We start from the raw sequence: 26,030 nt of genomic DNA, 5'->3' as shown, positions 1-26,030 counted from the left end.
GTGCGCATTGCCCTGCTCACCGAGAGTGACCGTCCGATCGCCCCACGTGGCGAGGCGGGCTGGTGCGGCCGCCTCGCCGGCGCGCTCGCCGAGCACGAGTTCCGGCTCTACCTGCTCGGCGCCGGGACCGGCCCCGGCCCGGCCGGCCCGCCGCCGCGCGGCCTGGCCGCCGTCCACCGGCTGCCGATATGGGGCCGCCGCCCCGGCGGTCCGCGCCCCGCCGTGCACCGCCGCCGAGCCTGCACCGCCGCGTACGAGGACCTCGTGCGCGCCCTCGTCCGGCCCGCCGAACGCGAACTCTTCGGACCCGCGCTCCGCCGCCTCGCCGAGCTCGCCGGCCAGGACGGCGCCCTGCCCGCGTTCCTCGCCTCCGGCCGGGCCCGCCGGGCGCTGGAGCGCACCTGGCGCGCCCCCGGCGCCGAGACCGCCGCCGGGCAGCCGCTCCTGCAGGACGTCCTCGTCGCCGGCGACCTGCTGGAACAGCTCCTGCGGCCGCTCTCCGCCCCCTGGTACGGCACCGGGCCGGACGGGCTCGGCGGCGCCGACCTCTGCCACGTCGTCGGCGGCGGCCCGGCCGCCCTGCCCGCCCTCGTCGCCAAGCACCTGCACGGCGTGCCCTTCGTCCTCACCGAGCACGGACTGCACCTGCGCGAGCAGTACCGCGGCTACCGCACCGCCCCCTACCGCTGGCCCGTCCGGGCCCTGCTCCTCTCCTTCTTCCGGCTGCTCACCGCCGAGACCTACCGGCAGGCCGCGGTGCTCACTCCGGGCAGCGCCTACGACCGGCGCTGGCAGGAGGCCTGCGGTGCCGACCCCGCGCGCGTCCGCGTCGTCCACGAAGGCACCCCGGAGGCGTCCCGGGAGCCCGCCGGCGCCGAACCCGAGCACCCCACCCTCGTCTGGGCCGGTGCCCTGGAGCCCGGCAGCGACGCCGAACTCATGCTGCACGCCTTCGCCCGGGTCCGCGCCGAGCTGCCCGCCGCCCGGCTGCGCCTGTACGGCGAGGAGGCGGCCCCCGGCTACCTGCAGCACTGCCGCGCCGTCGCGGAGAAGCTCGGCGTCACCCGGGCGGTCGACTTCGCCGGGCGGCCCCCGCGCACCGCCGACGCCTGGGCCGCCGGCAGCGCCGTCGTCTTCACCGCCCGCGCCCGGCGCAGCCCCCGGCTGCTCACCGACGCCATGCTCAGCGGCCGCGCGGTCGTCGCCACCGACGTGGGCGTCACCCCGGAGGTGGTCGGGCCCGCCGGGCTGCTCGTCCCGCCGCGCAGCCCCCGGGCGCTGACCGAGGCCTGCCTCGCCCTGCTCACGGACGCCGAACGGCGGGCCAGACTCGGCCTCGCGGGCCGGCTCCGCGCCCAGGAGCGCTTCGCGGTGGAGCCGGAGACGGCGGCGTTCCGCGAGATCTACCTGGAGCTGGTCTCCCGCTGGCCCGCCTTCCCGGCTGCGGCCGCGCGGCTGCGGCCCTTCGCCCGCCCGGCCGAGTACTGGGTCGCGGGGGCACCGGTCACCGTCGCGCCGACCGCGGCGGCCGGCGCCGGCACCGAGGCCGGCCCCGCCGTGACCGCACCCGCCGTGACCGCACCCGCCGAGGGCCCGGCCGGGGACGGCGGCCGGTCCGCCCCCGGCGTGCTCGCGGAGGCGCTCTGATGAGCCGCCCCGCCGGTCCGCCCGCCCCGCCCGACGCCCCGCCGGCTGCCCCGCCCGACGCACCACCGGACGCCCCGCCCGCCGCGGGTCCGGACACCCCGGCCGGGACGCCGTCCGGCGACCCCGTCCGGGCCCTGATGGCCGAGTACCGCCGGCTCTGCGAGGAGGCGGTGCACCCGCTGGAGATCGCCGCCGGGCTGGAGGACGCCGGGCTCACCGACCGCGCCGCGGCCCGCTACCGGCACACCGACCTCTTCGCCCTGGCCGAGGAGCTGTACGCCCGGGTGGAGCGCCGCCCCGCCGCGCCCGCCCCGCCGCCGCCCGCCGCACCCTGGCCCGGCCAGGCCGGCCGGGCCCTCGGCACCGCCCTGCTCCACGTGCCGGCCGCCGGCCTGCTGGCCACCGTGCCCTGGCTGCTGCGGGTGCTCGGCCCCGGCGCCGCCGTCGCGGCGGCGCTCGTCGCGATCGGCTGGCTCGCCCTCGCCGCCCCGGCCCGGCGGCCGGCGGCCCGGACCGGCTACGCCCTGGGGGCCGCACTGCTGATGGTGCCGGGTGCGGCGGCGGGCGGTCCGGCGGCGGCGGTGGTGCTCGCCCTCGGCGCGGGCACCGCGGACTTCGCCGCCCGGCGGCTGCGCGCCGCGGGCCGGAGCCACCTCGCGGCCGCCAAGACCGCGGACGAGTTCCGCACCCGGATGCGGCCGCTGCTGCCGTTCGCGGCGGCCGTCCAGTTCGCCGCGGCGGGCCTGGCCGGCGCGCTGCTGCCGCTCGGCGCGGAGGGCCTGGCGGGCCCGGCCGGCTGGGCCGGGCAGGGCGCGCTCGCGGTGCTGCTGCTGCTCGCGGTCGTCCTGCTGCGCTGCGGCCGCACGGCCGTCGCGGCCGGTGCGACGGCCGCCACGGGCGCGGCGCTGGCGCTGCTGCCGCAGGCCGGGGCCGGTCTGCGGCTGGGGGTGGCGTCGGCGGTGGTCGCGGTGCTGCTGCCGGCCGTCCGGTCGCTGCTGGGCCGCCCCTGGACGCACCATCCGGCGCCCGCCGCCGGCGGGCCGGCCGGCTGAGGCCGTCCCGATCACCGATCTTGCCAACCAGCCCGGCCGCCACCCGGCCGGGCCTCGTGGAAGGACACCCCCGATGAGGGTGCTGCTGCTGGGCGCCGACGGCTACATCGGCCGACGGGTCGCCGACCGCCTGCTCGCCGAGTCCGACCTCCAGGTCACGGTGCTCGGCCGCCGGGACTCGGCCGACATCCGCTTCGACCTGACGGCGGGCAGCCCCGGCGCGCTGTCCCGCTTCCTGGACGCGGTCGCCCCCCAGGTGGTGATCAACTGCGCGGGCGCCACGTACGGCAGCTCGCGCTCGCTGATCCGCTCCAACACGCTGGCGGTGGCCACCGTCTGCGAGGCGATCCGCCGCAGCCGGGAGCCGGCCCGGCTGGTGCACGTCGGATCGGCCGCCGAGTACGGGCCGATGCAGCCCGGTGCGCCGATCGCGGAGAGCACCGAGCCGCGGCCGGTCGGCCCGTACGGGGTGTCGAAGCTGGCCGGCACGGAGCTGGTGCTGGCCTCCGGGCTGGACGCGGCGGTGCTGCGGGTGTTCGACGTGGTGGGGCCCGGCGCGCCGTCGGCCTCGCTCTTCGGGCGGCTCGCCGACGGCCTGCGGCGGGCGCTGGAGCAGGACGAGCTGCAGGTGCGGATGCCCGACCTGTCCGGGTACCGGGACTTCGTCGACGTCCGGGACGTCGCCCGGGCGGTCCAGTCGGCGGCGGTGTCGGCCGCCACCGGCGTGATCAACATCGGCAGCGGGCACGCGGTGCGGGCCCGGGACGCGGCCCATCTGCTCGTCCGGGCCTCGGGGTTCGAGGGGATCGTGGCGGAGGACGGCCGCCCGGTGCTCGTGCCGGGCCAGGCGGGCGAGTACCACCGCCCGGCGGAGCCCCGGCTGCTGCCGGAGCCCGTGCCGTGGCGGCAGGCCGACGTCCGTACCGCGCGGGACCGTCTCGGCTGGCGGACGCAGGTGCCGCTGGAGGAGTCGCTGGGCGACGTGTGGCTGGAGACGGCCTGCCGGGTGTGACCGCGCAGGTCGGACCGGACGCCGCTGAGCAGCGGCGTTCACCCCGCCCGGGGCGGGTCTCGGCATCCGGGGCGGACGGTCTCACATGACGGACCCGGCGTCTCGGAATAACAACGGCACGTGACACTGTTGGCGTAGCAAAGACCTACCGAACTGACGACCATCGGAGTCCCCGTGTCGCTGCCACCCCTGGTCGAGCCGGCTGCCGAGCTCACCGTCGACGAGGTCCGCCGGTACTCCCGCCACCTGATCATCCCCGACGTGGGCATGGACGGGCAGAAGCGGCTGAAGAACGCGAAGGTGCTGTGCGTCGGCGCGGGCGGCCTCGGCTCGCCCGCCCTCATGTACCTGGCCGCGGCCGGCGTCGGCACGCTCGGCATCGTGGAGTTCGACACGGTCGACGAGTCGAACCTGCAGCGGCAGATCATCCACGGCCAGTCGGACATCGGCCGTTCGAAGGCGGAGTCGGCGCGCGACTCGGTCAAGGAGATCAACCCCTACGTCGACGTGATCCTCCACGAGGACCGCCTCGACAACTCCAACGTCATGGAGATCTTCTCCGGCTACGACCTGATCGTGGACGGCACCGACAACTTCGCCACCCGCTACCTGGTGAACGACGCGGCCGTGCTGCTCGGCAAGCCGTACGTGTGGGGCTCGATCTACCGGTTCGACGGCCAGGCCAGCGTCTTCTGGGCCGAGCACGGCCCGTGCTACCGCTGCCTCTACCCGGAGGCCCCGCCGCCGGGCATGGTCCCCTCCTGCGCCGAGGGCGGCGTGCTGGGCGTGCTCTGCGCCTCGATCGGCTCGATCCAGGTCACCGAGGCCATCAAGCTCCTCGCCGGTGTCGGCGAGCCGCTGGTCGGCCGCCTGATGATCTACGACGCCCTGGAGATGCAGTACCGCTCGGTCAAGGTCCGCAAGGACCCGAACTGCGCGCTCTGCAGCGACAGCCCCACCGTCACCGAGCTGATCGACTACGACGCCTTCTGCGGCGTCGTGTCGGAGGAGGCCCAGGCCGCGGCCGCGGGCTCCACCATCACCTCGAAGCAGCTCAAGACGTGGCTCGACGACGAGGAGGACATCTTCCTCATCGACGTCCGCGAGCCCGGCGAGTACGAGATCGTCAGCATCCCCGGCGCCACGCTCATCCCCAAGAACGAGTTCCTCATGGGGAACGCGCTGGAGAAGATGCCGCAGGACAAGAAGATCGTCCTGCACTGCAAGACCGGTGTCCGCTCGGCCGAGGTGCTCGCCGTGCTCAAGTCGGCCGGCTTCTCCGACGCCGTCCACCTGGGCGGCGGCGTGATCGGCTGGGTCAACCAGATCGAGCCGCACAAGCCGGTCTACTAGGCCGCACCCGCGGGGCCGTACCCGCGGAGCCGCGCACCCGCACCACCGTGCCGAAGGGCCGCCCCCGCCGGGGCGGCCCTTCCGCGCGCCCGGGGCCCTTACAGCGCGCCGCGGCGCTGCAGCAGGTTGTACGAGATCCAGCCGGGCAGCACCGGCAGCCAGAACGTCAGCAGCCGGTACAGGAAGACCGCCGGGGTCGCCGCCGACGGCGGCACGTTGCCGACCGTCAGCGCGCCGATCAGTGCGATCTCCACCGGCCCGATGCCGCCCGGCGTGGGGATCGCCGACCCGGCCGCGTTGGCGGTGAGGAAGACCACCGCCACCGCCGAGTACGTCATCTCGCCGCCGAACGCCCGCACCGACGCGTACAGGCAGGCCGTGAACGACAGCGTCAGCAGCAGGATGCCGCCGAAGCCGGTGACCAGCTTCGTCGGGGTCTGCATGAGGTCGAGCATGCGCGGCACCACGCCGAAGAACAGCGACCGCACCCGCGTGACCACGAACCGCCGCAGCGGCGCCACCGCGGCGATCACCAGGCCCAGCACCGACGCCGACAGCACGCCGATGATCACCGCGCGGGAGGCGCCGAGGTCGCCGTTGGTCTGGCTGCCGGTGACCAGGCCGAAGCTGAACAGCAGCAGCAGGTGCCCGGCCAGGCCCGCCAGCTGCGAGGCGCCGACGCTGGCGACCGCCTGGCCCGGACGGATCCCGGCCTTCTGCAGGTAGCGGGTGTTGAGGGCGATGCCGCCGATCGCCGCCGGCGCGACCAGCTTCACGAACGAGCCGGCCAGCTGCGCGGCGACCGTCCGCCGGAACGGCAGGCGCTCCGGCACGAAGCCGGTGAGGCTCATCGCCGCGGCGCCGTACGTGACCGCGGCCGCCGCCAGCGCGACGGACGCCCAGCCCCAGTCCATCTGCGACAGCTTCAGCTGGGCGGGCTGGATGGTGGTCAGCGCCAGGTACGCGGCGAAGGTCAGCGCGATGACCGTGATCAGCGTCTTCGGCTTGAGCCGCTCCAGCCGGGCCGGGGCGAGCGGCGCCTCCGGCGCGATCTGCAGGATCTGCCCGCGGATCCGGCTCAGCAGGTCCTCGCCGGCGACCGCGATGTCCTCCTCGGCCTGCTGCTGGGTGCGCTCGCCCGCGGCGACCTGCTCCAGCGCGAGCGCCCGGGCCGCGGCCTTGCGCTCCTTGGTCATCCGCTGCAGGTCGACCCGGGTGGAACGGCTCATGCCGACGGGCTGCAGGAGCGGCAGCGAGGCCGCCACCCGGTCCGCGCCGAGCACCAGGTTCGCCACCGCCACCGAGCGGGCCGGACCGACCCGCAGCGCGAAGGTGGTGAGCAGCTGGGCGACGTCGATGCGCAGCGTCAGGTCGCCGGCCGCGATGTCGCCGCCGGAGAGGTTCACCAGCGCCCCGCTCTTCTCGTCGACGACGAGCAGCGACTCGCCCGTCAGCCGGCGGTGCGCGATGCGGCGCTCGTGCAGGGCCTGGACGGAGTCCCACAGGGAGACCATCACCTGGTCGGTGATCTCGTCGTCGGCGAGCTCGTCGAGGGTGCGCCCGGCGACGTTCTCGTACACGAGGATCGCGGCGTCCGGGCCGAGTTCGGAGGTCGCCACCAGCTGCGGGGCCCGCGCCCCGGACGCGGCCGCCGCGTACGCGATCAGCGCCTCCTGCTCCAGCGCCTGCCGCAGCGACTGCGGGCTGCGCCGCACCGCCACCGACCGCAGCCGGATCCGCCGCCAGGCGCGGTAGAAGAAGCCGGACGCCTGCTGCTCCCGGTCGATGACGTGCACGTCGAGCAGCGGCCCGTCGGTCTGCGTGACCAGGTAGCGGCGGGTCTCCCCGGGCGCGTCCGGGGCGCGGTGCGCACCCGAGGGCGTGAAGCCGACCTTGCGCAGGCCGATCAGCAGGTGCTTGCCGGTCGGCCGGATGTTGGGCGACCCGATCGCGTACAGCGTGCCGTACGCCACCGACCAGCCGATCAGGACGGTGAGCAGCAGCGACAGCGGCGTCGTGTACCCGCTGATCAGCTCGGTGACGCCGCTGAGCACCACCACCACCCACAGCGCCACCCGCCACCGCGGGCGGCTCGACATGCCGACCGCCGTCATGTAGGCGATCACCGGCGCCAGGTAGCCGTGCACCGGGTCGGTGAGCGTCTTGCCCCCGCCCGGCGGCAGCTGCGTCAGGGCGTCCCGGATCGCCGGGGGCGCACCGGCGGCCACCCACCAGTCGATGCCGAGCGACACGCCGTACGCCAGCACCGAGGCGAGCACGCCGTCGGCGACGCGCAGGCCGTCGCGCTTGATCAGCCGCTCCACCGCGAAGGCCAGCGGCACCGCCAGCACGGCGACGCTGGAGACCAGCGCCGCGATGGTGCTGAGCACGCTCGGCACCTTGTCGGCGTTCGAGGAGATGTCCGTCTCGATGCCGGTGGTCGTCGAGACGGCGACCTGTGCGAGCACGAAGACCGCGATGATGCCGAGCACGCCGGCGAGGAAGCGCAGCAGGTCGGTGGGGCGGTGGGCCCGGGCGGCGAGCAGCGGCTCGTCCACCGCCACGAACTCGCCGGTCGGCTCGTCCACCGCCGCGGCCCCGTCCCCCACGTGTCCGTCGTTCTCCTGCCCGTCCCCGGGGGGACCGTCGGGCCCGGGGGCCTCCGCACCGTGCGCGTCCGGCGCGCGGTCGTCCTTGCCCGCGGGCTGCCGCGGCGGCGAGACTGTCGGCGGTTCGGGGTCGGGGCCCGCAGACCGGTCGGTGGCGGACTCGTCCGAGCCCTTGTCCACGTTCACGTCTGCCGTCCCGGTCATCTGGTCTTGTCCTCGTATCACCCACGCACTTGCCCCGAAGATGCTGCCATGCCCCGGCGTCTCGTGCGGGACAGGGGCCTGATCGGGCGCGGCGGATCGCCCGCACGGGCCCCAGGAATCGACCGGATGGGGAGAAATGCCACAGCAGACCGACGATCCAGGGGCCGGGAGCGCACCGCCGCCCTTCGCGGAGGCCGTGCTCGATCTCACGGAGCGCATCCCCCCGGGACGCGTCATGACGTACGGCGACGTCGCCGAGTACCTCGGCCAGGGCGGCCCCCGCCAGGTGGGCCGGGTCATGGCCCTCTACGGCGGCGGCGTGCCCTGGTGGCGGGTCATCCGGGCGGACGGCCGCCCGCTGCCCGGGCACGAGCACCGGGCGCTGCCGGAGTACCGCGCCGAGGGCACGCCGCTGCGCACGGTCGGCGGCGAACCGCGGGTCGACCTGCGGGCGGCCCGCTGGGACGGCGGCTAGGCCGGGCCCGGGCGTGCCGCGCGCCCGGGCCGGGCACGCGGGCCGGGCGCGCGGGCCGGGCGCGCGGGACGGCGGGGGAGGCGGACGTCACGCCCGCGGATCCCCCGAAAGGGGTGCGCGGGCCGGGCCTGACGGTGCAGGATCGTAGGCTCGGTGCGGACACCCCCGCCCCCGGGGCGACGGAAGGCACCGCAGCCCGCGCGCCACCGGCCGACGCCGACCGGCACGCCCGCCCGAGACGCCCGACGCGTCGCACGAACCGCCGCACGACCGCCTGGACCGCAGTGACCTCCCCATTCCGCCTGGTGCGCAGCCCGCTCGCACAGCCCGCCCCGCCCGTCCTGGACGACTTCCAGCAGGCGGTCGCCGAGCATGCCGACGGGCCGCTCCTGGTGCTGGCCGGGCCCGGCACCGGCAAGACCACCACCCTCGTCGAGGCGGTCGCCCGGCGCATCGAGCGCGGCACCGACCCGGAGCGGATCCTCGTCCTTACCTTCAGCCGCAAGGCCGCGATGGAGCTCCGGGACAGGATGACCGCCCGGATCGGTGCCACCGGCGCGGCCCCGCAGGCCACCACCTTCCACTCCTTCTGCTACGCGCTGCTCCGCGACCGGCAGGAGCCGGAGGCCGCCGCCGAGCCGCTGCGCCTGCTCTCCGGCCCCGAACAGGACGTCATGGTGCGCGAGCTGCTCGCCGGCGGCGCCGAGGACGCCCGGCTCGGCACCGGACGGATCTCCTGGCCGCTCGACCTGCGGGCCTGCCTCACCACCCGCGGCTTCGCCGACGAGGTCCGCGCGGTGCTCGCCCGCAGCCGCGAGCTGGGCCTCGGCGAGGCCGAGCTCGCCCGCTTCGCCGAGGGCGTGCAGCGCCCCGACTGGGCCGCCGCCGCGCACTTCCTCGCCGACTACCTCGACGTGCTCGACCTGCGCGGCGTCCTCGACTACGCCGAGCTCGTGCACCGCGCCGTGCTGCTCGCCGAACGCCCCGAGGCCGCGGAGCAGCTCGCGCAGCGGTACGACGTCGTCTTCGTGGACGAGTACCAGGACACCGACCCCTCCCAGGTGCGGCTGCTGCGCCGGCTGGCCGGCGGCGGACGCGACCTCGTCGCCGTCGGCGACCCCGACCAGTCGATCTACGCGTTCCGCGGTGCCGACATCAACGGCATCCTCGACTTCCCCGACACCTTCCGCCGCGCCGACGGCAGCCCCGCCGAGGTGAAGGTGCTGCGGGTCTCCCGCCGCTCCGGCGCCGTGCTCCTCGCCGCCACCCGCGAACTCGCCCGCCGCATGCCGATGGGCCGGCTGCCCGCCGACAAGCTCGCCCAGCACCGTGCCCTGCTGCCCTCCCGCGAGGGCGGCGGCGTCGAGGTGTACACCTACCCGACGCCCGGCACCGAGCTCGACTCCGTCGCCGACCTGCTGCGCCGCGCCCACCTGGAGGACGGCGTGCCGTGGGGCGAGATGGCCGTGCTCGTCCGCGCCGGCGCCCGCTCCATCCCCGGGGTGCGGCGCGCCCTCGCGGCGGCCGGCGTGCCGCTGGAGATCGACGGCGACGACCTGCCGCTGCGCGAGGAGCCCGCCGTCGCCCCGCTGCTGCTCGCCCTGCGGGTCTGCGCCGAGCCCGCCGACCGGCCCACCGCCGAGCTCGCCCACACCCTGCTCACCGGCCCGCTCGGCGGCCTCGACGGCTCCGACCTGCGCCGTCTCGGCCGGGCGCTGCGCGAGGAGGAGCGCGCCGCCCTGCGCGAGGCCGGCGACCCGTCCGCCGTCCGCCCCGCCGAGGAGCTGATCCGCGAGGCCCTCGCCGAGCCCGAGCGGCTCGTCGCCATGGACCCGGCGTACGCCCGCCGCGCCCGCGACCTCGGCACCCTGCTGCGCAAGGTCCGGGAGCTGCTGGCCGGCGGCGGCAGCGCCGAGGACGCCCTGTGGGCGCTGTGGGACGGCAGCCGCCGCTGGCGCGAACGCCTGGAGCGCACCGCCCTGCGCGGCGGCGCCGCCGCCCGCAACGCCGACCGCGACCTCGACGCGCTCTGCGCGCTCTTCGAGACCGCCGCCCGGGCGGAGGAACGCGTCGCCGGGCACCGCGGCGCCCCCGACCTGCTCGCCGAGCTGGAGGCGCAGGACATCGCCGCCGACACGCTCACCGTGCGGGCCGTCCGCCCGGAGGCCGTCCGGCTGATGACCGCGCACCGCTCCAAGGGCCTGGAGTGGCGGGTCGTCGTGGTCGCCGGCGTGCAGGAGGGCCTCTGGCCGGACCTGCGCCGCCGCGGCTCCCTGCTGGAGGCCGACCGGATCGGCCGGGACGGCCTCGCCGAACCGCTCTCCCCGGCCGCCCTGCTCGGCGAGGAGCGGCGGCTCTTCTACACCGCCGCCACCCGCGCCAAGGACCGGCTGATCGTCACCGCCGTGAAGGCCCCCGCCGAGGACGGCGACGAGCCGTCGCGCTTCCTGCGCGAGCTCTACCGCGAGCAGCTCGACCCCCGCACCGGCGCGGTGCGCTCCCGGGTGCCGCAGGTCACGGTCGCCGACGTCACCCACCGGCCGCGCCGCCCGCTGTCGGTGGCCGCCCTGGTGGCCGAGCTGCGCGCGGTGACCGTCGACCCGGCGCGGACGCCCGAGCTGCGCCGGGCCGCCGCCGAACGCCTCGCCCGGCTGGCCTCCGCCGCCGACGAGGACGGCTTCCCGCTGGTGCCCGCGGCCCACCCCGACCGCTGGTGGGGCCTGCTCGACCAGACCGCGGCCGCCGACCCGCTGCGGTCCCCGGAGACGCCCGTCCGGCTCTCCGGCAGCGGGCTGGAGCAGCTGGAGAGCTGCGCCCTCCAGTGGTTCCTCGACAAGGACGTCCGCGCGGCCGGCACCGCGACCGCCGCCCAGGGCTTCGGCAACGTGCTGCACGCCCTCGCCGACGAGGTCGGCTCCGGCCGCAGCCCGGCCGACCTCGCCGTGCTCATGGAGCGCCTGGACACCGTCTGGGACGCCCTCGCCTTCGACGCCCCCTGGAAGTCGCAGCAGGAGAAGACGGAGGCGCGGTCCGCCCTGGAGCGCTTCCTGCACTGGCACGTCCTGGAGCGCGGCCGCACCACCGTCGCCACCGAGCACGGCTTCGACCTGACCCTCACCGTCGGCGGGGTCGCCGTGCGGATCCGCGGCTCCATGGACCGCATCGAGCAGGACGAGGGCGGCCGCGCCTACGTCGTCGACTTCAAGACCGGCAAGCAGATCCCCACCGAGAAGTCGCTGCCCGAGCACAAGCAGCTCGCCGTCTACCAGCTCGCCGTCCGCAACGGCGCCCTCGACGGCCTGCCGGGCGTGGCCGCCGGCGTCGCGTCCGGCGGCGCCGAGCTCGTGCACCTGCGCGAGCCCGGCAAGACCGACAAGGAGGCGCCGAAGGTCCAGCAGCAGGCGCCGCCCGACGGCGAGCCCTGGATCGAGAACCTCCTCGCCGACGCCGCCGGCCGGGTGCTCGCGGAGCGCTTCGTGCCGACCCAGGGCGACGGCTGCGCGCGCTGCTCGTTCCGCAGCAGCTGCTCCGCCCAGCGCGACGGCCGGCAGGTCGTCGACTGAGACCGGCCGCTCCGGGGCCGCGGGCGCCCGCTCCGTGCCGGAGTGTCCGCGCGGGCGGTTAGCGTGGGGGGTGTGCGTCCTGTGCTCGATGACCCCGCCCGGCTGAGGGACCTGCTCGGCATCCCCTTCAACGACGAGCAGATGCAGGCGATCGGCGCCCCCCTGGAGCCCGCCGTGATCGTCGCCGGCGCCGGCTCCGGCAAGACGACCGTGATGGCCGCCCGGGTGGTCTGGCTGGTCGGCTCGGGCGCCGTGGCCCCGGAGCAGGTGCTCGGCCTGACCTTCACCAACAAGGCGGCCGGCGAGCTCGCCGAGCGCGTCCGCTCCGCCCTGCTGCGGGCGGGCGTCGCCGACCCGGACGACGCCGACGCGCTCGGCGAGCCCGACATCTCGACCTACCACGCCTTCGCCGGCCGCCTCCTCAAGGAGCACGGCCTGCGCCTCGGCATCGAACCCGACGTGCGGCTGCTCGCCGACGCCACCCGCTTCCAGCTCGCCGCCAAGGTGCTGCGGGCCGCCCGGGGGCCGTTCCCCGCGCTCACCGGCACCTTCTCCACCCTCGTCGCCGACCTCATCTCCCTCGACTCCGAGCTCGCCGAGCACCTCGTCGACCCCGAGCGCCTGCGGTCCTGGGACACCGGCCTCCTCGACGCCCTCGCCGGGGTGAAGCTCACCAACGACGACCTGCGGGCCGTGCCCGGCACCGCCCGCGCCCGCCAGGAGCTCCTGCGCCTCGTCGAGGACTACCGGCGCCGCAAGCAGGCCGGCGACCTCATGGACTTCGGCGACCAGATAGCGGCCTCCGCCCGGCTCGCGCAGGAGCGTCCCGAGGTCGGCGCGCTGCTGCGCGAGCAGTACCGGGTCGTGCTGCTCGACGAGTACCAGGACACCTCCGTCGCCCAGCGCCTCATGCTGGCCGGGCTCTTCGGCGGCGGCACCGGCCATCCGGTGACCGCCGTCGGCGACCCCTGCCAGGCGATCTACGGCTGGCGCGGCGCCTCCGTCGCCAACCTCGACGACTTCCCCGTCCACTTCCCGCGGCAGGACGGCACCCCCGCCGCCCGGTTCGCGCTCAGCGAGAACCGCCGCAGCGGCGGTCGCCTGCTGGCCTTCGCCAACGGCCTCGCCGCGCCGCTGCGCGCCATGCACGAGGGCGTCGAGGCCCTGCGTCCCGCGCCCGGCGCCGAGCTGGACGGCTTCGTGCGCTGCGCCCTGCTGCCGACCCACGACGAGGAGATCGGCTGGCTCGCCGACCGGATCGCCCACCTGGTGCGCACCGGCACCGCTCCCGGCCGCATCGCCGTGCTGTGCCGCGGGGGCGCGGCCTTCCCCGACGTGCACGCGGCGCTGGTCGCCCGCGAGGTGCCGGTCGAGGTGGTCGGGCTCGGCGGGCTGCTGCAGCTGCCCGAGGTGGCCGACCTGGTGGCGGTCTGCGAGGTGCTGCAGGACCCGACTGCCAACGCCTCGCTGGTGCGGCTGCTGATCGGCCCGCGCTGGCGGATCGGCCCGCGCGACCTCGCCCTGCTCGGCCGCCGCGCCGCCGACCTCGTCCGGACCGGGCGGACGCAGGGCGACGCGCTCTCCGCGGCGGTGGCCGGCACCGACCCGACGGAGGTGGTGTCGCTCGCCGACGCGCTGGAGACCTTCCTGGAGGCCGGGCAGCCCGACGAGCTGGCGTTCTCGCCGGAGGCCCGGGTGCGGTTCGCCCGGCTGGCCCGGGAGGTCCGCGAGCTGCGCCGGGCGCTGGCCGAGCCGCTGATGGACGTCCTGCACCGGGTGCTGGGGGTCACCGGCCTGGAGGTGGAGCTGTCGGCGTCGCCGACCGCGCTGGCGGCCCGGCGCCGGGAGACCCTGCACGGCTTCCTGGACATCGCCGCCGGGTTCGCCGACCTGGACGGCGACCCGGGCCTCGCCGCGTTCCTGGCGTTCCTGCGGGCCGCGCAGGAGTACGAGCGGGGTCTCGACAGCAGCCTCCCGGGCGGCGAGGACACCGTGAAGGTGCTCACCGCGCACAAGTCCAAGGGCCTGGAGTGGGACGTCGTCGCGGTGCCCGGCCTGGTCAGGGGGGCCTTCCCGAGCAGCCAGGGCCGGGAGCGCTGGACGAGCACCCGCCGGGTGCTGCCGCACGCGCTGCGCGGCGACGCCGACACGCTGCCCGTCGACCCGCCGTGGACGGCCAAGGGCATGGGGCTGTTCAAGAAGGAGATGGCCGCGCACTCCCAGGTCGAGGAGCTCCGCCTCGGCTACGTCGCCTTCACCCGCCCGCGGGAGCTGCTGCTGGCCTCCGGGCACTGGTGGGGGCCGAGCCAGAAGCGCCGCCGCGGGCCGTCCGACTTCCTGCTGGACCTGCGGGCGCACAGCGAGCAGCCCGGCAACGGCGAGGTCGAGGCGTGGGCCGAGGAGCCGCTGCCGGACGCCGGGAACCCGGCCCTGACCCGGACGGTCGACACCCCCTGGCCGCTGCCGCTGGACACCGCCGCGCAGCACGCCCGCCGCCGGGTCGCGGAGGTCGTCCTGGGCCGGCTCGCGGGCGCCCCCGCCGCGGAGCCGGAGCGGACGACCCCCGAGGACACCCGGCTGATCGCCTCCTGGGACCGCGATCTCGACGCGCTGATAGGGGAGTTGGAGCGCTCCCGGCGCTCGGTGCGCGAGGTGCCGCTGCCGCCGTCGCTCTCCGCGTCGCAGTTGCTCCGGCTGGCCGCCGACCCGGACGGCTTCGCCCGCGACCTGGCCCGCCCGATGCCGCGCCCGCCGCAGCCGGCGGCCCGTCGCGGCACCCGTTTCCACAGCTGGGTGGAGTCGCAGTTCGCCGTGGAGGAGCTGCTGCTCGTCGAGCCGGACGCGCTGCCCGGCGCGGACGACGACGGCATCGAGGACGAGCGCGATCTGGAGCAGCTCAAGGAGGCGTTCCTGCGCAGCCCGTACGCCGGGCGGACGCCGTACCGGGTCGAGGCGCCGTTCCAGCTGCTGCTGGCGGGGCGCGTGGTGCGCGGCCGGATCGACGCGGTCTACCGGGAGCGTGACGGTGGCGCAGGGTCACGGCATCCGTGGCGGTACGAGGTGGTCGACTGGAAGACCCATCGCGAGGAGACCGCGGACCCGCTGCAGCTCGCGGTCTACCGCCTCGCCTGGGCCGAGCGGACGGGCGTGGAGCCGGAGCAGGTCAGTGCGGCGTTCCTGTACGTGCGCAGCGGACGGGTGGACAGACCGTCAGGACTTCCCGACCGAAAAGAGTTGACCAGGCTCCTGATCGGGAATAGTGAAGAATGAGTCACTCAGAGCATCCAAGCCGTCACGGGAGCGCGCGAAACCTGTGCATCGTGCACTTTTCGCGCCTATTGTGGGGTCGGTAACCGGTCACACCGGCGCTCCGGCCGCCCGCAGGGGCAGCAGCCCCTGACTTTCCGTCATCACCGCAGGTGTCCCCTGACACCGGCCACCCTCTGCTGGAGAGACCGACGTTGAGCGCGACCGGATGGATCAGAGACCGGCTCGCGGGGCCGACCCCGGGAGCCGCCCCAGGCCGGGTGACGGGCACCTGGCCGAGAACCGCACTGGCGCTGCCGTTCATCGGCATGGCCCTGGTGCTCTCCCTGGACTTCTTCAGCAACACCGAGGTCACCGTCGAACCGGCCCTCACCTCGGTGCCGGCGCTGGCCGCGGTGGTCAGCCGGCGCACCTGGTACCCGCTGCTCATCGGCGTGCTGACCGAGATCGCGGCGTTCCTGATGGCCGGCTACAACGAGGTGCTCGGCGAGTCGGTGCACAGCGCCACCGTCTTCGCGATCGCGCTCGTCGCCGGCATCGGCTGGGTCTCCACCACGCTGCGGCTGCGCCAGGAGCGGGCGCTGGCCGAGGCGAGGCTGGTGGCCGAGATCGCCCGCCGGGTGCTGCTGCGGCCCGTGCCGGAGCGGGTGGGCAGCGTCCGCGCGGCGGTGCACTACGCGGCCGCGCACGCGCACGTCTCGATCGGCGGCGACCTGTACGAGGTGGTCAACACCCGGCACGGGGTGCGCGCGGTGGTCGGCGACGTCCGCGGCAAGGGCCTGGCCGCCGTGGAGACGGCCGCCGCGGTGCTGGGGGCCTTCCGGGAGGCCGCGCACCAGGAGGCCGCCCTCGACCGGGTCGCCGGCTGGCTGGCCGTCAGCCTCGACCGGGCGCTGCACGAGAACGACCACCCGGGCATCGAGGAGGAGTTCGTCACCCTCGTGCTGATCGGGCTGCGGTCGGACGGCACCGCCGAGATCGTCAACTGCGGGCACCCGGCACCCGTCCTGCTGCGGGCCGGCGAGCCGGTGCGGCTGCTGGAGCCGTCCGAGCCCGTGCCGCCGCTGGGCGTGCTCGACCCGGCGGACGTCTGCCCGCCCGTGCAGCGGCTGCCGCTCAGTCCCGGCGACCGGGTGCTGCTCTACACCGACGGCGTGATCGAGGCCCGCGACGGCGCCGGGGCCTTCTACCCGCTGGTCGACCGGCTGCCGCACTGCGCGGAGGGCGGTCCGGTCGAGGTGCTGAACCGCCTGCACCAGGACGTCGTGCGGCACGTCGGGCACAAGCTCGGCGACGACGCGGCGATGCTGCTCCTGCAGTACGAGCCCGCCGGCCCGCACCTGCCCGTGCAGGGCGGCCGCCCGGTCCTGGCGAAGGGCGCCCCGCCGGTCAGAGACTGACCGCGACCACCAGCGGCCGGTGGTCCGAGACGCCGGTGCGCGGCGCCTCGGCGGTGCCGACCGCCGACCTCGGCACGCCCGCCGCGAGCACGTGGTCGAACTGCACCGCGGGCCGGTGCGACGGGTAGGTGGGGGTGCTGGCCAGGTCGTACCAGCCGTGCAGCCGGGGCCGGTGCCCGCGGGTGCGGCGGCGGTGCGGCCCGGGCCGGTCGCGGCGGTCGCGGCGGGCGGCCCGCGCGGCGCGCAGCCGCTCCCGGGAGGCGGTGCGGTCGAGGGCGGTGGCGCCGCCGAGCACCGTGCGGGGCACCGCGCCGATGAGGTTGAAGTCGCCGAGCACCAGGTGCGGCCGCGGCAGGTCGGCGATCCAGCGGCGGACGGCGGCGAGCTGGGCGACGTTCCAGCCGGGCACGAACGACAGGTGCGTGGCGACCACGGTGAACGATCCCCCGGCGCCCACCAGCACGGCGGCCACGGCGGCCCGCGGCTCGTCCGGCACGGGGGTCAGCCCGCGCCGCCCGGCCACCCGCAGCGGCAGCCCGAACGGCGCCGGCGCGAACCGGCGGGCCCGCCAGTGCTGCACCGGCAGCCTGGTCAGCAGTGCGGTGCCGTACGCGGGGAGGCCGGCGGCGGTCCCGACCTCGTCGGGTCCGTACACCCGCAGGCCGCGGACGGACGGGTCGGGCAGCCACCCCGCGACGGGGGCGGGCGTGCCGTGCAGGGCGGCGGCGAACCGCCAGTCGGCGGCCCCCATGGCCTTGGCGGCGACGGCGGCCTGGTCGACGAGACCGGAGCGCTGCTGGTGGCGGTCGACCTCCTGGATCGCGAGGACGTCCGCGTCGAGTGCGGCGACCGCGTCGGCGAGCGGTGCGCCGGGGTCGGCGGGGTAGGGCAGCGGCCCGCCGTCGTCCGCGAGCGGCTGCCCGTGCAGCAGGTTGAAGGTGGCGATGCGCAGCTGGCTCACGCCCCGACCGTACCCGGTCCGGAACTTGAGCCGCTGGGGCATACCGGGTATACATACTCGGTATGTCGATCCGTCACGGTCTCCTCGCCCTCCTCGACCAGGGCCCGCGCTACGGGTACCAGCTGCGCACCGAGTTCGAGGCCAGGACCGGCGCCACCTGGCCGCTGAACGTCGGCCAGGTCTACACCACCCTCGGCCGGCTGGAGCGCGACGGCCTCGTCCGGCCCGCCGGCGAGGACGGCGAGGGCCACCTCTTCTACGCCGTCACCGAAGCAGGACGCGCAGAACTGCGCCAATGGTTCGACACCCCGGTGCCCCGCACCAACCCGCCCCGTGACGAACTCGCCATCAAGCTCGCCATGGCCGTCACCGTGCCCGGCGTCGACGTGCAGTCCGTCGTCCAGGGCCAGCGCCGGCACAGCATGAAGGCCCTCCAGGACTACACCCGGCTCAAGGCCCAGGCCCTCGCGGCCACTCCCGAACAGCAGGGAGACCTCGCCTGGCTGCTCGTCCTGGAACAGCTCATCTTCCAGACCGAGGCCGAGATCCGCTGGCTCGACCACTGCGAGACCCGCCTCGCCCAGCACGCCGCCCGGCCCGCGCCGCCGGAACCGGGGCCCGCCGCGGCGCCCGCCCCGAAGACCGCCCCGCGCCGCCGCACCCGCACCTGAACCACCGACCTCACAGGGGGACACCGTGAGTACGCACCACCACGAGCACCTGCCACCCGTCCTGCACCTCGACGGCGTCGGCCGCGTGCACGGCCACGGCGCCGCCGAGGTGCACGCCCTGCGCGGCGTCGACCTGGCCGTCCGCCCCGGCGAACTCGTCGCCGTCATGGGCCCGTCCGGGTCCGGCAAGTCCACCCTCCTCACGCTCGCCGGAGGACTCGACAGCCCCACCTCCGGCCGGGTGCTGATCGAGGGCACCGACCTCGGCGCGCTCTCCCGCAAGCAGCAGGCCCAGGTCCGCCGCCGCGCCGTCGGCTACGTCTTCCAGGACTACAACCTCATACCGGCCCTCACCGCCGCCGAGAACATCGCCCTGCCGCGCGAACTCGACGGCGTCTCCACCCGGGCCGCCCGCCGCGAGGCCGTCACCGCCCTGGAGGAACTCGGCATCGCCGACCTCGCCGACCGCTTCCCCGACGACATGTCCGGCGGTCAGCAGCAGCGCGTCGCGATCGCCCGCGCCCTCATCGGCGACCGCCGGCTCGTCCTCGCCGACGAACCCACCGGCGCCCTCGACTCCACCACCGGCGAGTCCGTCCTCGCCGTGCTCCGCGCCCGCTGCGACGCCGGCGCCGCCGCCATGATGGTCACCCACGAGGCCCGGCACGCCGCCTGGGCCGACCGCGTCGTCTTCCTGCGGGACGGCCGCGTGGTCGACCAGAGCGTCAGCCACGACGCGGCCAGCCTGCTCGTCACCGCCGCCACCAACAGCGTGAAGGACCCGGCCGAGTGAAGCCCACCGCCTGGCGGGCCGCCCTGCGCATCGCCCGCCGCGACGCCCTGCGGGCCAAGGGCCGCAGCGCCCTCGTCCTCGCCATGATCGCCCTGCCCGTCCTCGGCGTCGCCGGCGCCGACATCGTCTACCGCAGCGCCGACCTCGACCCGGGCGAGCGGATCACCCGTCAGATGGGCCGGGCCGACGCGCTCGTCGACATCGGCTCGGCGGGCCGGGCCCTGCTGCAGGCGCCCGACCCGCGCGAGGGCTCCGGCAGCTTCTCCGACGACAACGGGAAGCAGCGGGCCCAGACCCCCCAGGAGCAGCACGCCAAGGAGACCCCGCCGGAGAAGCTCACCGCCGAACTCCTCCCGCCCGGCTCCACCCTCGTCGCGCTGCAGTCCGGCCCGAGCGTCCAGGCGGCCACCAGGGAAGGCCTGCTCAGGACCGACACCGCGGAGGCCGACCTCACCGACCCCGTCTGGCACGGCAAGCTGAACCTGCTGCACGGCCGCGCCCCGGCCGCCGCCGACGAGGTCGCGGCCACCCAGGCCTTCCTCGACCAGTCCGGACTCCGCCAGGGCGACACCACCACCCTCAAGGGGCTGGAAGGCCGCACGCTCACCGTCACCGCCGTCGTCGAGTACCCGGACTCGCTGGACGGGGCCGCCCTCGTCGGCCGGCCGGGCGCGCTCGTGAAGGCCCTCGACCCGGCCGGCGAGCGCTCCGGCAGCCCGTCCTGGCTGGTCCGGCTGCCCGCCGGCGCCACGCTCGACTGGCCCGCCGTCCAGAAGTTCAACGCGTACGGCCTCACCGTCGCCTCGCGCTCGGTGATCCTCGACCCGCCGGCCCGCTCCCAGGTGCCGTACTACACGGAGATGGACCGCTACGGCGGCGGCGGCGCAGACCCGGTGGCGCTCGTCGTCCTCGGCACGGTCGCCGGCATGGCCCTGCTGGAGATCGTGCTGCTCGCCGGCCCGGCCTTCGCCGTCGGCGCCCGCCGCTCCCGCCGCCAGCTCGGCCTGCTCGCCGCGGGCGGCGGCGACCGCTCGCACATCCGGGCCGTCGTGCTCGGCGGCGGCATCGTGCTCGGCCTCGCCGGGGCCGTCGTCGGCGTCGTCCTGGCCACCGCCATGGTCGCCGTGCTGCGGCCCTGGGCCGAGGAACAGGCGGGGAGCCGCTTCGGCCACCTCGACCTCCAGCCGCTCGACCTGCTCGGCGTCGCCGCGATCGGCCTCGTCACCGGCCTGCTCGCGGCCGTCGTCCCGGCCGTCCAGGCCGCCCGGCAGGACGTCGTCGAGGCGCTCACCGGACGCGGCTCCGTCAAGCCCGCCAGCCGCAGACTCGCCGTGCTCGGCCTCCTCATGGTCCTCGCCGGCTCCGCGGTCGCGCTGTTCGGCACCGCCACCGACACCTCCGTCCGCACCCTCGGCCTGTTCGGCGGCTCCGCGGTCGCCGAGCTCGGCATGGTCTGCTGCGCCCCGATGCTGATCGGCCTCTTCGGCCGGCTCGGCCGCCACCTGCCGCTCAGCCCCCGGCTCGCCCTCCGCGACGCCGTCCGCCACCGGGGCCGCACCGCCCCCGCGGTCGCCGCCGTGATGGCCGCCGTCGCGGGAGCCGTCGCCGTCGGCATCTACACGGCCAGCGCCGACGAGCAGAACCGCCGCGAGTACCAGGCGATGCTGCCCGCCGGGGCCGTCGCGGTGCACGTCTACGCCGACGGACCGGCCGACCGCGTCGCGCTGGAACCGCTGCGCGCCGCCGTCGAACGCGCCGTGCCGGGCCTCGGCCCGCACGCCGACCTCTACGGCACCGGTTACTCCGTGGGCTGCGGCACGTCGTCCGGCTGCGGCGGGGTCAACGTGGAGGTGCCCGAGGAGAACCGGTGCCCGGAGCCGGACACCGCCACCGGCGGGGCGCCGGAGGCCGGGCACACGCAGGACCCGCGCTGCCGGGACTCCTACAGCTACGGCATCTACGGCGACGCCGCGATCGCCGCGGGCGACGGCCTGCTGCTGCACACCATGTTCCGGGCGGACGACCCGGCCGGCGCGCAGGCCCTGGCCGCCGGCAAGGCGGTCGTCTTCGACCCGCGCTACCTCGGCAAGGACGGCAGGATCACCGTCGACCTGACGTCGTGGCCCGCCGACGGGACGACGCCCGACGGGCGGCCGGCCGAGCCGAAGATCACCAAGGTCACCGTCGAGGCCGTCCTCGTGACCGCCGAGGCGGCGAGCTCGCAGGCCGTCGTCAGCCCGGAGACCGCCCGGCGCCTCGGCCTGACCACCGAGCTCAGCGGCAGCGTCTGGCTCCCGGACACCGTGCCGTCCTCCGCCGCCGAGCAGCGGGCCACCGCCGCCGTCGGCAAGGCCGACGACCGGGCCGACCTGCGGATCGAGCGCGGCTACCACTCCGAGCAGACCCTGGTCGGCCTCGCCCTCACCGGCTTCGCCGCCCTCGTCGCGCTCGGCGCCGCGGGCATCGCCACCGGCCTCGCCGCCGCCGACTCCCAGCGCGACCTCGCCACCCTGGCGGCGGTCGGCGCGACCGGCGGCATCCGGCGACGGCTCTCCGGCTTCCAGTGCGGGGTGATCGCCGCCATGGGCACGGTGCTCGGCGCCGTCTGCGGGGTCGTCCCGGCCGTCGCGCTGCGGAAGCTGGAGGCGGCCGGCATGTCCGCCGTCGCGGGGCACGGCGCCGAGGCGGTCGTCGTCTTCCCGTGGCGGGACCTCGCGGTCACCTTCGTCGGCCTGCCGCTGCTCGCGGTCGGCCTGGCGATGCTGTTCACCCGCTCCCGGCTGGAGCTCGGGAGGCGCGCCGCCTGATCCCCGTCCTCGGTCACCTCCCGGTGGGGCGGGAGGTGACCGAGGTAACGGACGGGGCCAGGGGGGACGGCGGCGCACACCCGTCCGGGCGAACTAAAGTCGTCCGTATGACGAAAACCCCGGACAGCGTCGTCCGCTCCTTCATCGACGAGCACGAGCCCGCGTTCCTCGACGAGCTCGCCGCCTGGCTGCGCATCCCCTCGGTCTCCGCCGACCCCGACCGCGCCGCCGACGTGCGCCGCTCGGCCGAATGGCTCGCGGACGCCCTGCGCGGCACGGGCTTCCCGGTGGCCGAGGTGTGGGAGACCGACGGCCTGCCCGCGGTGTTCGCGGAGTGGCCGTCCGGGGACGCCTCCGCGCCGACCGTCCTCGTGTACGGGCACCACGACGTGCAGCCGGCCGCGAAGGAGGACGGCTGGGCCACCGAGCCCTTCGATCCGACCGTGATCGGCCGCCGCCTGTACGCGCGCGGCGCCGCCGACGACAAGGGGCAGGTCCTCTTCCACACCCTCGGCGTGCGCGCCCACCTCGCCGCCACCGGCCGCACCGCGCCCGCGGTCAACCTCAAGCTGCTCGTCGAGGGCGAGGAGGAGTCGGGCTCGCCGAACTTCGCCGCCCTGGTGCGCCGCGAGGCCGAGCGGCTCGCCGCCGACGTGGTGATCATCTCGGACACCGGCATGTGGTCCGAGACCACGCCGACCGTCTGCACCGGCATGCGCGGCCTGGCCGACTGCCAGGTCGACCTCTTCGGCCCGGACACCGACATCCACTCCGGCTCCTTCGGCGGCGCCGTCCCCAACCCGGCGGAGGTGGCCGCCTCGCTGGCCGCCGCACTGCACGACGGCGACCGCAGGGTCGCGGTGCCCGGCTTCTACGACGGCGTGGTCGAGCTGACCGCGCGTGAGCGCGAACTCATCGCCGAGCTGCCCTTCGACGAGGCGCAGTGGCTGCGGGTCGCCAAGTCCTACGGCACGCAGGGCGAGGCCGGCTACAGCACCCTGGAGCGCGTCTGGGCCCGCCCGACCGCCGAGGTGAACGGCATCTGGGGCGGCTACACCGGCCCCGGCGGCAAGACCATCGTGCCGTCCGAGGCGCACCTCAAGCTGTCCTTCCGGCTGGTCGCCGGGCAGGAGGTGGAGAAGGTGCGCGAGGCCGTCCGGTCGTGGGTGGCCGAGCAGGTGCCGGAGGGCGTCCGCCACGAGATCGTCTTCCCTGGCGCGACCCGCCCCTGCCTGACCCCGCTCGACCACCCGGCGCTGCAGGCGGTCGTCCGGTCGATGGGCCGGGCGTTCGGGCAGAAGATCCTCTTCACCCGCGAGGGCGGCTCCGGCCCGGCCGCGGACCTGCAGGACGTGCTCGGGGCGCCGGTGCTCTTCCTCGGCATCTCGGTGCCCTCGGACGGCTGGCACTCGGTCGACGAGAAGGTCGAGCTGGACCTGCTGCGCAAGGGCGTCGAGACGTCGGCGTACCTGTGGGGCGACCTCGCCGACAGCTGGCCGCGGTGAGCGGGCGGGCGGCCGCCGCGGCGGCGGCGGCGATGCGGACGAATCGAACCATGCTGACCTCGGACGGGGATGGATCCAGTTGAGCGGCGTATCCGACACCAAGCACCTCGCCCTGGCCCGCGCGGGCGTCGACCGGGCGGCGCACCACCGCCTCGACGAGCCGTGGCTCGCCGCGGCCTGGAGCCACCCCGCCACCAAGGTGCTGCCGATCTCCGGCGGCGAGGCCTTCGTGGTCGACACCGAGCTCGGCACCGAACTCGTGCTGATGCCCTCCTTCGAGGCCCCCGAGGCCGGTGACCGCTTCTACCTGGGCACCGACGAGGACGGCGTCTCCTACTTCGCCCTGGCGGGGGAGAGCCTGCCGGGCCGGCTCGACGGCGACGCCCGCCCGGCCGGCCTGCGCGAGGTCGGCGCGGCACTCTCCGACCGCGACGCGGGCCTGCTCGTGCACGCGGTGGCGCTGGAGCACTGGCACCGGCTGCACAGCTTCTGCTCGCGCTGCGGCCACCCCACCGAGAAGGCGGGCGCCGGGCACGTGCGCCGCTGCACCTCCTGCGCGGCCGAGCACTACCCGCGGACCGACCCCGCGGTGATCATGCTGATCACCGACGGCGAGGACCGCTGCCTGCTGGGCCGGCAGGCGCTGTGGCCGGAGGGCCGCTGGTCGACGCTGGCGGGCTTCGTCGAGCCCGGCGAGTCGATCGAGCAGGCCGTGGCCCGCGAGGTGCTGGAGGAGGCGGGCGTCCGGGTCGGCGAGGTCGCGTACGTGGCGAGCCAGCCGTGGCCGTTCCCGTCCAGCCTGATGCTGGGCTTCATGGGCGTCGCCGAGCCGTCCGGCACCACGATCACGGTGGACGGCGAGGAGCTGTCGGAGGCCCGCTGGTTCTCCCGCGAGGAGCTGGCGGCGGGCATGGCGGCGGGGGAGATCCTGCCGCCGTCCGGCATCTCGATCGCCCGCCACCTCGTCGAGCTCTGGTACGGCGAACCGCTGCCCGCCGCGGCCCGCTGGTGACCGGTCGGGCGACCTGCCGGTGACCGGTCGGACGGCCGGACGGTGACCGGTCGGGCGACCTGCCGGAAATGACGCAGGGGCGTGCGGTCATCGACCGCGCGCCCCTGCGCGCTTCCGTTCCCGGGCGGCCGTTCTCCGGAATCCGGCACGTCCCGGCCGCCGCGGACCACGCCCGACCGGGCCCGCGCCGCCGCCCCGCATTCCGGGCGGACCCCGCGCCCCGCCCCGCCGGGGCACCCCGTCCCCGACCTGCGGGTCTGCGCCCCGACGGGGCGCATCCGGCGGCGCGCGCCGCCGATCGGCGCCCGCAGAACACCGCAGGCGGCGCTGTTGTCCGGTTTCCCTGAAATGCGCGGAGCCGCGTGGCTAGATTCACGGGGGTGACGATCCCCCGAGCCGGCGTACCCGCCCCCAAGTATCAGCGCCTCGCGGCCGACCTGCGCCGCCGGATCGAATCCGGCGAATGGCAGGGAGGCGCCCAGCTGCCCGTCGAGACCGAACTCGAACACCACTACGGAGTCGCCCGGAACACCGTGCGCCTCGCGGTCGACGTGCTCGTCAACGAGGGGCGGCTGATCCGCCTCCAGGGCAAGGGCACCTACCTGAAGCACCAGCCGCTGCTGGACCACCGCGTCTACGGCCCGTCACCCGGCCCCGGGGCCGACGACTGCCTGGCCGGGCCCACCGCCGTCTACGCGGACGAGGCCGTCGCCGCCGGCCGCCGGCTCGGCTGCGACTTCGAGATGCTCGTCGTGCGCGCCCGCGCCGACGTCGCCGAACTGCTCGGCATGGCGCCCGGCGAGGCCGTGGTCGTCCGGCGCCAGCTGCGGCTGACGGACCGTGAGCCGTACTCCATCGAGGAGAGCCACTACCGGGCGGGCCTCGCGGCGGGCACGCCGCTCATGGAGCCCGAGCCGGTGCCCGGCGGCGACGAGACCGTGCTCGCCGCGATCGGCCGCGCCGAGTCCTCCGCCGTCGACCACCTGGTCGCGCGGATGCCCGGCCCCGAGGAGACCGCCTGGTTCGAGGTCGGCCCCGGAGTGCCGCTGATGGTGCAGACCCGGGTCACCCACGACGACCGCGGACCCGTCCGGGTCGTCGAGACCCGCTACGCGGCGGACCGCTGCCGGCTGCTCTACGGGCTCGGCCCGGTGCCGGCCGCCGCCGGGACGAGGGCCACCGCCGGGGCGTCCGCCTGACCCGCCGCCCGCACACGTGACGGGGCCCCGGCGGACACCGCCCGCCGGGGCCCCGGACGCGCCGTCAGCCGGCCAGCGCCGCCTGCACCTGGCGCAGGCTCGGGTTGGTCATCACGACCCGCTCGCCGCCGCTCTTCGGGGTGACCAGCACGGTCGGCACCGTCTGGTTGCCGTTGTTGACCGACTCCACGAAGTCCGCCGAGGCCGGGTCCAGCTCGATGTTCACCTCGGTGTAGGCGATGCCCTCGCGCTCCAGCTGGCTCTTGAGGCGGTTGCAGTAGCCGCACCAGGACGTGCTGTACATCGTGACGGTGCCGGACATGGCGGGGGACTCCTTCGGACGGGGGGCGTACGGTCGAGGATCCCAACGCGCGGCATGCGGCCGTCATTCCGCACCCGCGGGGGCGCGTGCCGCACGCCACACGCCGCACCCCGGGGTGATCGTCCTACCGCCGCGGCCCGGTGGCCCCGGGCCTGTGGACGACCGGGGCCGACCGTCG

Annotated in this window: 17 protein-coding genes; 14 read left to right on the top strand and 3 right to left on the bottom strand. The window is 76.1% G+C overall.

The window, feature by feature from the left end:
• From SNE206_RS13320 to moeZ, 4 genes are all read left to right on the top strand, one after another.
• A complete protein-coding gene (locus SNE206_RS13320) occupies positions 1-1,647 on the top strand; it encodes a DUF3492 domain-containing protein (RefSeq protein ID WP_407913522.1) in 1,647 nt (548 codons plus the stop codon).
• Complete coding sequence (locus SNE206_RS13315; protein ID WP_407913521.1) at positions 1,647-2,699, top strand: hypothetical protein; 1,053 nt, start codon at positions 1,647-1,649, stop codon at positions 2,697-2,699. The genes SNE206_RS13320 and SNE206_RS13315 overlap by 1 nt, the downstream gene beginning before the upstream one ends.
• Positions 2,700-2,772: 73 nt before the next feature.
• Complete coding sequence (locus SNE206_RS13310) at positions 2,773-3,711, top strand: NAD-dependent epimerase/dehydratase family protein (RefSeq protein WP_407913520.1); 939 nt, start codon at positions 2,773-2,775, stop codon at positions 3,709-3,711.
• Between the two features lie 174 nt (positions 3,712-3,885).
• Positions 3,886-5,064, top strand: a complete 1,179-nt coding sequence (moeZ, locus tag SNE206_RS13305; RefSeq protein WP_407913519.1) for an adenylyltransferase/sulfurtransferase MoeZ — start codon at positions 3,886-3,888, stop codon at positions 5,062-5,064.
• A gap of 98 nt (positions 5,065-5,162) precedes the next feature.
• Here moeZ and SNE206_RS13300 read toward each other — a convergent pair whose 3' ends face one another.
• On the bottom strand, positions 5,163-7,877 hold the full coding sequence (locus tag SNE206_RS13300) for a flippase-like domain-containing protein (RefSeq protein ID WP_407913518.1): 2,715 nt from the start codon (positions 7,875-7,877) through the stop codon (positions 5,163-5,165).
• A 136-nt stretch (positions 7,878-8,013) separates the two neighbouring features.
• On the opposite strand from SNE206_RS13300, the gene SNE206_RS13295 reads away from it, so the two are divergent.
• The 4 genes from SNE206_RS13295 (at position 8,014) to SNE206_RS13280 (ending at position 16,582) form a co-directional block, all read left to right on the top strand.
• Complete coding sequence (locus tag SNE206_RS13295) at positions 8,014-8,352, top strand: MGMT family protein (RefSeq protein WP_407913517.1); 339 nt, start codon at positions 8,014-8,016, stop codon at positions 8,350-8,352.
• A 284-nt stretch (positions 8,353-8,636) separates the two neighbouring features.
• Positions 8,637-11,915: an ATP-dependent helicase gene (locus tag SNE206_RS13290; RefSeq protein ID WP_407913516.1), complete on the top strand. Its 3,279-nt coding sequence runs from the start codon at positions 8,637-8,639 to the stop codon at positions 11,913-11,915.
• Between the two features lie 72 nt (positions 11,916-11,987).
• Entirely contained in the window at positions 11,988-15,185 is a 3,198-nt protein-coding gene (locus tag SNE206_RS13285) for a UvrD-helicase domain-containing protein (protein ID WP_407913515.1), read from the top strand.
• Between the two features lie 257 nt (positions 15,186-15,442).
• Positions 15,443-16,582 carry a PP2C family protein-serine/threonine phosphatase gene (locus tag SNE206_RS13280; RefSeq protein ID WP_407913514.1) on the top strand — a complete coding sequence of 380 codons (1,140 nt, stop codon included), beginning with the start codon at positions 15,443-15,445 and terminating at the stop codon, positions 16,580-16,582.
• Here the strand turns inward: SNE206_RS13280 and SNE206_RS13275 are convergent.
• Positions 16,572-17,543 carry an endonuclease/exonuclease/phosphatase family protein gene (locus SNE206_RS13275; protein WP_407913513.1) on the bottom strand — a complete coding sequence of 324 codons (972 nt, stop codon included), beginning with the start codon at positions 17,541-17,543 and terminating at the stop codon, positions 16,572-16,574. The two genes, SNE206_RS13280 and SNE206_RS13275, sit on opposite strands and share 11 nt — an antisense overlap.
• A 62-nt stretch (positions 17,544-17,605) precedes the next feature.
• Between SNE206_RS13275 and SNE206_RS13270 the strand changes: the two genes are divergently transcribed.
• The 6 genes from SNE206_RS13270 to SNE206_RS13245 all read left to right on the top strand — a co-directional run bounded on the left by SNE206_RS13270 (position 17,606) and on the right by SNE206_RS13245 (position 25,530).
• Positions 17,606-18,214, top strand: coding sequence for a PadR family transcriptional regulator (locus tag SNE206_RS13270; RefSeq protein WP_407913512.1), 609 nt, complete (start codon positions 17,606-17,608; stop codon positions 18,212-18,214).
• Between the two features lie 25 nt (positions 18,215-18,239).
• The gene (locus SNE206_RS13265) at positions 18,240-19,007 is read left to right on the top strand and encodes an ABC transporter ATP-binding protein (RefSeq protein WP_407913511.1); all 768 of its coding nucleotides are present in this window, start codon (positions 18,240-18,242) and stop codon (positions 19,005-19,007) included.
• A complete protein-coding gene (locus SNE206_RS13260) occupies positions 19,004-21,814 on the top strand; it encodes an FtsX-like permease family protein (protein WP_407913510.1) in 2,811 nt (936 codons plus the stop codon). Before SNE206_RS13265 ends, SNE206_RS13260 begins: the two co-directional genes overlap by 4 nt.
• Positions 21,815-21,921: 107 nt before the next feature.
• On the top strand, positions 21,922-23,319 hold the full coding sequence (locus SNE206_RS13255; RefSeq protein WP_407913509.1) for a dipeptidase: 1,398 nt from the start codon (positions 21,922-21,924) through the stop codon (positions 23,317-23,319).
• Positions 23,320-23,392: 73 nt separating this feature from the next.
• Positions 23,393-24,331: an NAD(+) diphosphatase gene (gene nudC, locus SNE206_RS13250; protein WP_407913611.1), complete on the top strand. Its 939-nt coding sequence runs from the start codon at positions 23,393-23,395 to the stop codon at positions 24,329-24,331.
• A gap of 380 nt (positions 24,332-24,711) precedes the next feature.
• Entirely contained in the window at positions 24,712-25,530 is an 819-nt protein-coding gene (locus SNE206_RS13245; RefSeq protein ID WP_407913508.1) for a GntR family transcriptional regulator, read from the top strand.
• Positions 25,531-25,594: 64 nt separating this feature from the next.
• On the opposite strand, the gene SNE206_RS13240 is transcribed toward SNE206_RS13245, so the two are convergent.
• The gene (locus SNE206_RS13240; protein ID WP_405011689.1) at positions 25,595-25,852 is read right to left on the bottom strand and encodes a mycoredoxin; all 258 of its coding nucleotides are present in this window, start codon (positions 25,850-25,852) and stop codon (positions 25,595-25,597) included.
• Positions 25,853-26,030: the final 178 nt, after the last annotated feature.

This window comes from Kitasatospora sp. NE20-6 (assembly GCF_045862635.1).
The sequence above is the reverse complement of the archived record's forward strand: the minus strand, read 5'-3'. Positions and strand labels throughout refer to the sequence as shown.